9 protein-coding genes are annotated in these 9,572 nt (G+C 63.2%); 3 read left to right on the top strand and 6 right to left on the bottom strand.

The genetic code is table 11. From position 1 onward, the window contains the following. Positions 1–104: 104 nt before the first annotated feature. The 3 genes from creC to rloA2 form a co-directional block, all read right to left on the bottom strand. Positions 105–1,538 carry a two-component system sensor histidine kinase CreC gene (gene creC, locus L6D77_RS12940; RefSeq protein ID WP_232883759.1) on the bottom strand — a complete coding sequence of 478 codons (1,434 nt, stop codon included), beginning with the start codon at positions 1,536–1,538 and terminating at the stop codon, positions 105–107. Continuing rightward, positions 1,538–2,218: a two-component system response regulator CreB gene (gene creB / locus L6D77_RS12945; RefSeq protein ID WP_232883758.1), complete on the bottom strand. Its 681-nt coding sequence runs from the start codon at positions 2,216–2,218 to the stop codon at positions 1,538–1,540. The genes creC and creB overlap by 1 nt, the downstream gene beginning before the upstream one ends. Positions 2,219–2,326: 108 nt before the next feature. Beyond that, positions 2,327–2,827 carry a retropepsin-like aspartic peptidase RloA2 gene (gene rloA2, locus L6D77_RS12950; RefSeq protein ID WP_232883757.1) on the bottom strand — a complete coding sequence of 167 codons (501 nt, stop codon included), beginning with the start codon at positions 2,825–2,827 and terminating at the stop codon, positions 2,327–2,329. A gap of 182 nt (positions 2,828–3,009) precedes the next feature. On the opposite strand from rloA2, the gene L6D77_RS12955 reads away from it, so the two are divergent. Together L6D77_RS12955 and L6D77_RS12960 are read left to right on the top strand one after the other, a co-directional pair. Next, positions 3,010–3,897, top strand: a complete 888-nt coding sequence (locus L6D77_RS12955) for an acyltransferase (RefSeq protein WP_232883756.1) — start codon at positions 3,010–3,012, stop codon at positions 3,895–3,897. A 215-nt stretch (positions 3,898–4,112) separates the two neighbouring features. Beyond that, complete coding sequence (locus L6D77_RS12960; protein ID WP_232883755.1) at positions 4,113–5,462, top strand: APC family permease; 1,350 nt, start codon at positions 4,113–4,115, stop codon at positions 5,460–5,462. Positions 5,463–5,614: 152 nt separating this feature from the next. Here L6D77_RS12960 and L6D77_RS12965 read toward each other — a convergent pair whose 3' ends face one another. Beyond that, a complete protein-coding gene (locus tag L6D77_RS12965) occupies positions 5,615–6,187 on the bottom strand; it encodes a DUF2780 domain-containing protein (protein ID WP_232883754.1) in 573 nt (190 codons plus the stop codon). Between the two features lie 196 nt (positions 6,188–6,383). Further along, positions 6,384–6,692 (bottom strand): hypothetical protein, encoded by a 309-nt coding sequence (locus L6D77_RS12970; RefSeq protein ID WP_232883752.1) that lies wholly within the window; start codon positions 6,690–6,692, stop codon positions 6,384–6,386. Positions 6,693–7,104: 412 nt separating this feature from the next. Here L6D77_RS12970 and L6D77_RS12975 point away from each other — a divergent pair, with 412 nt between their 5' ends. Next, positions 7,105–8,103: an RHS repeat-associated core domain-containing protein gene (locus L6D77_RS12975; RefSeq protein WP_232883750.1), complete on the top strand. Its 999-nt coding sequence runs from the start codon at positions 7,105–7,107 to the stop codon at positions 8,101–8,103. A gap of 162 nt (positions 8,104–8,265) precedes the next feature. Here the strand turns inward: L6D77_RS12975 and fdhA are convergent, their stop codons facing one another. Then, on the bottom strand, positions 8,266–9,465 hold the full coding sequence (gene fdhA / locus L6D77_RS12980; RefSeq protein WP_232883749.1) for a formaldehyde dehydrogenase, glutathione-independent: 1,200 nt from the start codon (positions 9,463–9,465) through the stop codon (positions 8,266–8,268). Positions 9,466–9,572 lie beyond the last annotated feature (107 nt).

The following is a 9,572-nucleotide window of genomic DNA, read 5'->3' on the forward strand; positions in this document are numbered from 1 at the left end:
GGAGATTGTGTGGAGATTGGGGCTGCTCTCCTACATCAGGCAATCCACAGTACCTGTGGGAGCCGGCTTGCCGGCGAAAAGGGGCGCGAAGCGCCCCCGGCGATTCAACCAACCCGCCGCGCCGGCAGCCACAACCGCACCCGCACCCCGCCCGGCACGTTGTCCACCGCCAGCGAACCGCCATGCAGCTGCATCACCTCGGCAACGAAGTTCAGCCCCAGCCCGGTGCTCTTGCGCCCGGTACCCGGCCTTGGCAGCGAATAGAACCGCTCGCTCACCCGCCCCAGCGCGTACTCGGGAATCGCCTGCCCCTGGTTGAACAGGCTCAGCGCCACCCGCTCGCCGTCACGCTCCAGCTCGAACAGCAAGGCGCCGCCCGGCGGGGTGAAGTCCAGGGCGTTGTCCAGCAAGTTGGCCAGCGCCTGGCGCATCAGGAACGGGTCGCACCACAGGCGCATCTCCACCGGCACCCGCTGGCGCACCTGCAAGCCCGCACTGTCGATGCGCGCCCCATGGGCCAGCAGCAGTTCATCCACCAGCGCCGCCAATGCCACCTGTTGTTCGTCCTCCAGCGCCTGCATCTGCTCGACCCGGGCCAGGTTGAGCAGGCGCTCGATCATCTGCTGCAGCCGCTCGCTCTCGCGCTCGATGTTGCCGGCGAAACGCGCCCGCTGTTCATCCGGCATGGCGCCCTGGAGCAGCTCCGAGGCACCACGGATCGCCGCCAGCGGGCTCTTGAGCTCATGGGTGAGGGTGTGCACGTAGCGCTCGACATAGGCTTTGCCTTCCAGCTGCGTACGCATGCGCTCCACTGCCGTGGCCAGCTGCAACAGCTCGCCGCCCTTGTAATGCGGCAAGGCGGCGCGCTCGCCTTCGCTGACCGCCTGGGCATAGTGGGTGAGCCGGCGCAGCGAGCGGGTCAGCCACCACGACAGCGCCGCGCCCACCAACAGGCCGAGCACGATCAAGCCTAGCCCGAGGGTCAGCAGGCGCTGTTCGGAGCGGTCTATGTAGGGTTGCAGCGAGCTGTTGGGCTTGGCCACCGTCACCACGCCGATGATCTGCCCGTCATCGAGGATCGGCGCCGCCACATGCATCACCGAGGTGCTTTCGTCGTCCGGGTCGCTGCGGGTCGAGCGCGCGCCGTACTGGCCGCGCAGGGTGAGGTAGACATCGTTCCAGCGCGAGTAGTCCTTGCCCAGGGCCTGGCCGCTGGAATCGAGCAACACGATGCCCTTGGCGTCGGTGACGTAGATACGGTGGCTGACCTGGTTCTTCGCCAGCCCCCAGATCTGCGCGCTGGGGCGGCGCTCACCGTAGGATTGCAGCACCTGCGACAGGCGGCTCTGGTCCAGGGTGCCGCGCTTGACGTCGTCATGGAGGATTTCCGCCAGCAGGTTGGCGGTGTCCACCAGCGTCTCTTCGGAGGACTGGCGCACCACCGGGCGGATCTGTTCGCGCACGGTGTTGAGCAAAAAGTAACCGGCCAGCCCGACGAACAGGAAGTACACCAGGAAGATGCGGATCCCCAGGCGCATCAGGCGTGCTCCGGGCTGTAGCTGTAGCCCAGGCCGCGGTGGGTCTGGATCGGCTCGGCGTCGGCGGCCACCTGGCGTAGCTTGGCGCGCAGGCTCTTGATATGGCTGTCGATGGTGCGCTCGTAGCCCACGTCCGAGGCCACGCCCAGGCCGTCGAGCAACTGCTCGCGGCTGAACACCCGGCGCGGTTGTTCGAGCAGGCATTGCAGCAGGCGGAATTCGTGGCGGGTCAGCGCCAGCGCCTGGCTGCGGTAGACGATGCGCATGGCCAGGCTGTCGAGCTGGAACGGCGTGCTGTCGGCGGCCGGCGCGCTGCGTGGCGCCATGCGCTTGAGGATCGCCCGCACCCGGGCCGCCACTTCGCGCGGGCTGAAGGGCTTGACCACGTAGTCGTCGGCGCCGATTTCCAGGCCCAGCACGCGGTCGATCTCGGCATCGCGGGCGCTGAGGAACATCACTGGCACCTCGCTGAAACGGCGCAGTTGGCGGCAGGTTTCGAAGCCGCTGATGTCGGGCAGGCCGATGTCGAGGATCACCAGGTCCGCCGGGCGCAGGCGCTGCTGCTCGACCGCGGCGCTGCCCAGGGTCACCCATTCGGTGCTGTGGCCGTCAGCCTGCAGGGCGTAGACCAGGGTGTCGGCGATGGCGGATTCGTCTTCGACAATGAGGATGTGGGGCATCTGAGCGGCAAGCCTCAAGCTGCAAGCGTCAAGTAAAAGCGGATCGCGGCACGTTACACCGATCTGCCGTGTCTTGCAGCTTGCCGCTTGAAGCTTGCAGCTGCTGCATCAGCAGCTCGGCTTGCCCGCCGTGAATTTCTCTGCCGGGTTTACCGCCGCCTTGAACTTCCTCAATGCCTTGGCGCCGATCAGCAGCGGGTAGTTGAAGTTGCTGCGATCCACCAGGTTCACCTCCACGGTGCGCTTCACGTCACCCAGGCACAGCTCCAGGTCGACCACCGGGCGGCGGGACAGCTCGGGGGCGTCGCCCTCCTCGTCCTCGTCGGCGCGGTTCTTGATTTTGCTGATGCGCGAAACCTCATGCTCGTAGACCTTGCCATCGGCGTCCTTGGTCGCCAGGCGAAAGCGCACCCACTCCTGGCCGTCGCGGGTGAACAGCTCGATGTCCTTGGCCGACAGCGACGCGGTGTAGGCACCGGTGTCCATCTTGGCTTTCAGGGTTTCGCCGATCTCCGGCAGCTTGATGTTCTCGTAACGGCCGTAGAGCGTGGGCTCGGCGGCCATGACCGGCAGCGCCAACAGGGACAGCAGGGCAAGCAAGGGTTTCACGGGGCAGGCTTCCTTGAGAGGGGTCAGTGCTTAGACTGCGCGGGCAGGATAGGTTCGTTGCCACAGGTTAAACAACACAATGTGAAACATTTGTGCCACTTAATGGACGTACGACGTTTGGCTAAGGCCCCCGGGCTGCTTATCATTGCCGCCCGTACCTTTCACACAACACGAGTTCCCTTATGCGTCGCCTGCTGACCGGCATCCTCACCACCACCCTGCTGCTGCTCAACACCCTGGTGATGATCGGCCCGCTGCTGGCTTTCGCCCTGCTCAAGCTGGTGCTGCCCGGCCGCGGCCGCGACTATGCCTCGGCCGGGGTGATGTGGATGGCCGAAAGCTGGTCGGAAATCGACAAGGCCATCTTCGCCCTGTGCATCCCCACCCTGTGGGATGTGCGCGGCGTCGACACCCTGCGCCAGGACACCTCGTACCTGTGCATCAGCAACCACCAGACCTGGGTCGATATCCCCGCGCTGATCGAAAGCCTCAACCGCCGGGTGCCGTTCTTCAAGTTCTTCCTCAAGAAGGAGCTGATCTGGGTGCCGCTGCTGGGCCTGGCCTGGTGGGGGCTGGATTACCCGTTCATGAAGCGCTACAGCAAGGCCTTCCTCGACAAGCACCCGGAACTCAAGGGCAAGGACCTGGAAATCACCAAGGCCGCCTGCGAGCTGTTCAAGCGCCAGCCGGTGACCGTGGTCAACTACCTCGAAGGCACCCGCTTCACCCCGGCCAAGCATGCCCAGCAACAGTCGCCCTACCGCCACCTGCTCAAGCCCAAGGCTGGCGGTGTGGCCTTCGTACTGGCGGCGCTGGGCGAGCAGTTGGATGCGTTGCTGGACGTGACCATCGTCTACCCGGGTAACAAGGCACCGGGGTTCTGGGACCTGCTCAACGGCAGCATCAGCCGGGTGATCATCGACATTCGCGTGCGTGAGCTGGACCCGGCGCTGTGTGCGGGCGATTACGAGAATGATCCGGTGTTCCGCCAGACCGTGCAGGGCTGGGTGAACCAGCTGTGGGTGGAGAAGGACCAGCGGATCGAAGAGTTGCGGGCCGAGATGCGCTAAGCCTGCTCTGGCCTCTTCGCGGGCAAGCCCGCTCCCACAGGGTTGCCGCGCGCCCTGTGGGAGGGGTTTACCCGCGAAGAGGCCGGAAAATCCACCGTAGATTCCCGATTAAAATCCATATTAATAATCGACATTAGCAACTCTTTGTTTGTCACCAGCCACCCTGGTGGATAAAAATCGATCAACCACAACTACAAAAAAGCCAGGATTGATCGATGGCAACCCAACCTTGCTCCGCCCCCGCGCAACTGCGCCGTGTCCTGGGCCTGCCCGCCCTGGTGTTCTTCGGCCTGGTGTACATGGTCCCGCTGACCATCTTCACCACCTACGGCATCGTCACCGAACTCACCGGTGGCCGCACCGCCGGCGCCTACCTGGTCACCCTGCTGGCCATGCTGTTCACCGCCACGTCCTACAGCTTCATGGTCCGGCGCTTCCCCGTCGCGGGCTCGGCGTACTCCTACACCAACATGGCCTTCGGCCCCAATATCGGCTTTCTGGCCGGCTGGTCGCTGCTGCTCGATTACCTGTTCATCCCGATGATCAACTACCTGCTGATCGGGCTGTTCCTCAACATCGCCTTCCCGGCCATCCCGGCCTGGGCCATCGTGCTGGCCTCCATCGCCCTGGTGACGGTGCTCAACGTGATCGGCATCCACTCGGTGGCCAAGACCAGCAACCTGATCGTCGGTGCGCAGATCGTCTTCATCGGGGTGTTCGTCGCCCTGTCGTGGCAGGGCCTGGCCGGGCAGCCGGTAGACCTGCTGGCGCCGCTGCGCGGTGATGGCAGCGCACCGGGCTTTGGCGCGCTGATGGCGGGGGCGGCGGTGCTGTGCCTGTCGTTCCTCGGCTTCGACGCCGTCTCCACCCTGGCCGAAGAGTGCAAGGATGCCCGCCGCGACGTGCCACGGGCGATCATCCTCACCACCCTGGGCGCCGGCCTGCTGTTCACTGTGCTGGCCTATGTCAGCCAGCTGGTGCTGCCGGGCAGCCACTTCGCCAATGCCGATGCCGCGGCCAACGAAGTGATGCTCAAGGCCGGCGGGCAGTTCCTCGCCAACTTCTTCACCGCCGCCTTCGTTGCCGGCAGCCTGGGCTCGGCGCTGGCCTCGCAGGCGGCAGTGTCGCGCATCCTGTTCACCATGGGCCGCGACCGCGTGCTGCCGCAGCGCAGTTTCGGCTACCTGTCGCCGCGCTTCGGCACACCGGTGTTCGCCACCCTGCTGGTGTCGGCGTTCTCGCTGCTGGCGTTGGTGATCGACCTGGCCACCCTCGCCTCGCTGATCAGCTTTGGCGCGCTGGTGGCGTTTTCGGCGGTGAACCTGGCGGTGGTGAAGACGCACCTGGTGAACGAAAGCGCGCATCGCAACCTCAAGGGGTTGCTGCGCTATGGCGCGGTGCCGTTGGTGGGGTTGGGGCTGACCTTGTGGCTGTGGACCAGCCTGTCGGCGCTGACGCTGGTGATCGGGCTGTGCTGGTTTGCCCTAGGCTTGGCATACCTGGCGGTGCTGACGGCCGGCTTCCGCAAACCGGTGCGCCTGGTGGACTTCGCCGAGGCCGCCTGACTCACGCGGGTCTGCTTTTCTGTAGGAGCGGCCTTGTGCCGCGAAAGGGGCGCGCAGCGCCCCCAAGATTTCAGTGGCATGCAACATTGCCGGGGCCGCTACGCAGCCCTTTCGCGGCACAAGGCCGCTCCTACAGCGATCGTGTCAGGCCATTAGACCGATGGCTGGGCCAACGGCGCCGGCGTCGCCCACAAACTCCCCAGGTTCTGCAACAACGACCCGGCAACCCCCTGCTGCCCCAGGTATTGCAGAATCAACGGCGCAAACTGCCCGATCATCCCAGTCTCCAAACCCAACGCCTTGAACGCAGTGTCCAGGTCGTTGCGGTTCTGCACCTCACCGCCCAGCGCGTTGCCCAGGGGCGAGTCATTCTTGCCGTTGCCCAGCAACTGCCCCAGGCCGCTCAACCCGCCCAATGCACTGGCACCCGACAACAAGTCCAGCCCCGGCACGGCCTTGGTCAATTGCCCATAGTCGTCGCCGCTGAGGTTGTTGCGCGCCAGCCCCAGCATGGCCCCGGCGCCGCCGATGGCCTGTTCGGGGGTGATCTTCAACTCGCTGCCCAAGGTGTTGAGCAAGTTGGCCTGGGCCGCCGGCGCCTGCACCTGGGCGCCCTGCTCCTGGTTTTGCGTGGCGGATACCGCATTGGCGACGTCGCTGAGGTTGAAGGCGAACACCGGGCTTGCGGCCAGGGTCATCAGGGTTGCCAGGGTGAATGCTTTCATCGGGAGGGACCTCGTCGGCCGGGATGGCCGGGAAACGAGGGGTTGGACTGGGGGTTCGGACCTTTGTTCCGGGCCGGTTGTCGGTGTTCATCTGGCGGGCCTCATCGCTGGCAAGCCAGCTCCCACAGGGTTAGCGCATAGCCTGGGCTCATGCGGTCGGGGTGGGAGCCGGCTTGCCGGCGATGGCCCAGTCACCTCAATGTGGCCGATAAAAGCTCGAGGCCGGCACCTGCCGCAACGCCCCCACCAACGCATCCACCTGCCCCCAGGCCACCGTGAGGTGTTGCAGGCTCGACGCCTGGAGCTTCTTCAAATCGCCCCCTGTCGCCAGTTCCTGCGCGTGGTAGCCGTCGGTATAGGCGATGAACATGAAATGGCAGACGTTCATCAGCACCTCCTCGATGGGCACGGCGCCTTCGAGGATGGCAGTGGAGAGGGATTGACCGGGTGGGAGTGAGAATTTGGTGTGGAGGTCTTCGGGTGGGTCGGGGACGATTTTTTTCATGTGATCACCATATGTGGTCATGGGCCACCCTTGCGTTTCCACACGTTGGGGTGACAGCCGTACGCGGGGTGGAAAACCGGGGCATATGGCGAACCCGGCAGGCCCGAAGGCCTCCCGCGTACAACTGTCATATCGACAACAACCATATGCCACAGAGGTTTCCACACCCCGATCGCTGAGCCCTCAGCGACCGGCAGAGCCTAGTGGGCAGTGTTTCCCCGGACAATCAGACGTGCGCCGACAGGGTGCGTAGGATAATTCGACTGCCTCCAAGAGACTGTAGGAAGCAACTGCGGACCGCGTAGGCAACGTCCGCATGCCTAGCATTTTTGCCAGTAGCCTCGGTTCCCAATACCGATCAGCATCCTGTTTCAGCACCATTGAGCAGCACTGTCTGTATAAGGAGGTCAAGATGAATCGCCAAACCAATACCACTCAATTTTTCTACCAGAACGGCAAGCTCGTTACTGTCAACCAAGGTGGGCAACACCGAGCCATATTCCGCAGCGCCGACATACCGCTTGCAGAGTTCGCAAGCGGCGTGAGCCAGGCAGCCGGCCTGCTGGAGGTTGATCAGAACGGCTCCGTACTTAAAGTGTCCGGGGAGGCCGATGACGAAGAATCCCATTGTTACTCAGCATATGGCCATGATCCGAGCCTGCCCTCCCAGCGCACAAGCTCCGGTTTCAATGGTGAGCAGGTAGAGACAGTAGCAGCGGCATACTTGCTCGGTAATGGCTACAGACTATTCAGTCCTAGGCTCTTGAGATTTCACTCAGCGGACAGCATCAGCCCTTTCGGAAATGGCGGCTTGAATGCTTATGCGTATTGCGGCGGTGATCCAGTTAACAACACCGACCCCACCGGGCATTACAGTTTATTTAAGTCAATTACAGGCGGTTATAACACATCAAGACTTGTTCAGAGATACCATGCTGCGAAGCCAACGCTTAGAGTTTTCGCGGAGGCCAAACATCGCTCCATGAGCAAGAATGAATACACAATCCTGAATAGAAACGTACAGAGTCAGGTTGAACACCTGTCGAAGAAGGTAGAAAAATACACAGCCATCAACCGACCCGTATATTCAGGCAAGACAATGCCAGGAAACACTAGCGCCGAGAGGCAAAAACTTAGACTCTACGAAAACCAACTCTCGAATATAAAATCAATGCAAGATGACTTATTAAACTTTAAAAGAATATGGCCAGACGGCCTACATAAGAATCCTCGCTACATGAGCCCGGCAAACCACGAGCGATACAAAAATTTGCTCGAAGAGAAACCTGCAGAACCTGCAGCTGCTCCTCGGGGAAGTCTAATATACGACGCCAACGATCAGGAGTTTCAACGCCAGTATATGGCTGGCGTACCCGTCGGTGAAATTCGCAGGCCTCACACTGATACATGAGATTCGCTTGGCGCGGTAACAGATAGACTGATTCTCATAGTCAGTCGTTGCACGGACGGGCCTCATCGCCGGCAAGCCGGCTCCCACAGGGGCCTGCGTCATGGCTGAAGCGGCCATGAAAAAAGCCCCTCGATTAGAGGGGCTCCGTTTACTCCACAGCCGTCACGCCGCGCTAAAGGTCTTGTGCGGATCAATCACAAACTTCTTCGGCACCCCGGCATCGAACTCGCCATACCCCTCCGGCGCTTGATCCAGGCTGATCACCTGCACCCCCACCACTTCAGCGATGTTGATGCGGTCCCACATGATCGCCTGCATCAGCTGGCGGTTGTACTTCATGGTCGGGGTTTGCCCAGTGTGGAAGCTGTGGGACTTGGCCCAGCCCAAGCCAAAGCGGATGCTCAGCGCGCCGATCTTGGCCGCAGCATCCACCGCGCCCGGGTCTTCGGTCACGTACAGGCCCGGGATGCCGATGTTGCCGGCCACGCGGGTCACCTGCATCAAGGAGTTGAGCACGGTAGCCGGGGCCTCGTGCTTGGCGCCTTCATGGCCGTGGCCACGGGCTTCGAAGCCGACGGCGTCGATCGCGCAATCCACCTCCGGCTCGCCGAGGATATCGACGATCTGCTCGTGCAGCGGGGTGTCCTTGGACAGGTCGACCACTTCGAAGCCCTGGGACTTGGCGTGGGCCAGGCGCAGCGGGTTGAGGTCGCCGACGATCACGCAGGCAGCGCCCAACAGGCGCGCCGAGGCGGCGGCGGCCAGGCCGACCGGGCCGGCGCCCGCGACATACACGGTGCTGCCCGGGCCAACGCCAGCGGTGACGGCGCCGTGGTAGCCGGTGGGCAGGATGTCGGACAGGCAGGTCAGGTCACGGATCTTTTCCATGGCCTTGTCGCGGTCGGGCAGTTTGAGCAGGTTGAAGTCGGCATAGGGCACCAGCACGTATTCGGCCTGGCCGCCGGTCCAGTCGCCCATGTCGACGTAGCCGTAGGCGCCGCCGGCGCGGGCCGGGTTGACGGTCAGGCACACGCCGGTGTGCATCTCTTTGCACGAGCGGCAGCGCCCGCACGCAACGTTGAAGGGCACCGACACCAGGTCGCCGATCTTCAGGCGCTCGACATCGCGGCCCAGCTCGACGATTTCACCGGTGATTTCGTGGCCGAGTACCAGGCCGACCTGGGCAGTGGTGCGGCCACGGACCATGTGCTGGTCGGAGCCGCAGATGTTGGTGGAGACCACCTTGAGGATGACGCCGTGCTCGATCTTCTTGCCGCGCGGGTCCTGCATCTTGGGGTAATCTATTTTCTGCACCTCGACCTTGCCCGCGCCGAGATACACCACTCCACGGTTACCAGACATGCTTCTTACCTCGCTTGATTTGTATTTATGCAGCGGTGGTGAAAGCGCCGCCATCCGTGGGCGGCCTGTGTTACTGGAATGAGGGGAATTGTGGGCCTGATGGGGGC

This window comes from Pseudomonas parasichuanensis (assembly GCF_021601385.1).
GTDB classification, from domain to species: domain Bacteria; phylum Pseudomonadota; class Gammaproteobacteria; order Pseudomonadales; family Pseudomonadaceae; genus Aquipseudomonas; species Aquipseudomonas parasichuanensis.

What these genes read in the sequence shown, in the direction of transcription:
- L6D77_RS12955 (WP_232883756.1), top strand. Translation starts at nt 3,010, where the DNA reads ATGCGTCGCCTGCTGACCGGCATCCTCACCACCACCCTGCTGCTGCTC.
- L6D77_RS12975 (WP_232883750.1), top strand. Translation starts at nt 7,105, where the DNA reads ATGAATCGCCAAACCAATACCACTCAATTTTTCTACCAGAACGGCAAG.
- creC (WP_232883759.1), bottom strand. Translation starts at nt 1,538, where the DNA reads ATGCGCCTGGGGATCCGCATCTTCCTGGTGTACTTCCTGTTCGTCGGG.
- L6D77_RS12970 (WP_232883752.1), bottom strand. Translation starts at nt 6,692, where the DNA reads ATGAAAAAAATCGTCCCCGACCCACCCGAAGACCTCCACACCAAATTC.
- creB (WP_232883758.1), bottom strand. Translation starts at nt 2,218, where the DNA reads ATGCCCCACATCCTCATTGTCGAAGACGAATCCGCCATCGCCGACACC.
- L6D77_RS12960 (WP_232883755.1), top strand. Translation starts at nt 4,113, where the DNA reads ATGGCAACCCAACCTTGCTCCGCCCCCGCGCAACTGCGCCGTGTCCTG.
- fdhA (WP_232883749.1), bottom strand. Translation starts at nt 9,465, where the DNA reads ATGTCTGGTAACCGTGGAGTGGTGTATCTCGGCGCGGGCAAGGTCGAG.
- L6D77_RS12965 (WP_232883754.1), bottom strand. Translation starts at nt 6,187, where the DNA reads ATGAAAGCATTCACCCTGGCAACCCTGATGACCCTGGCCGCAAGCCCG.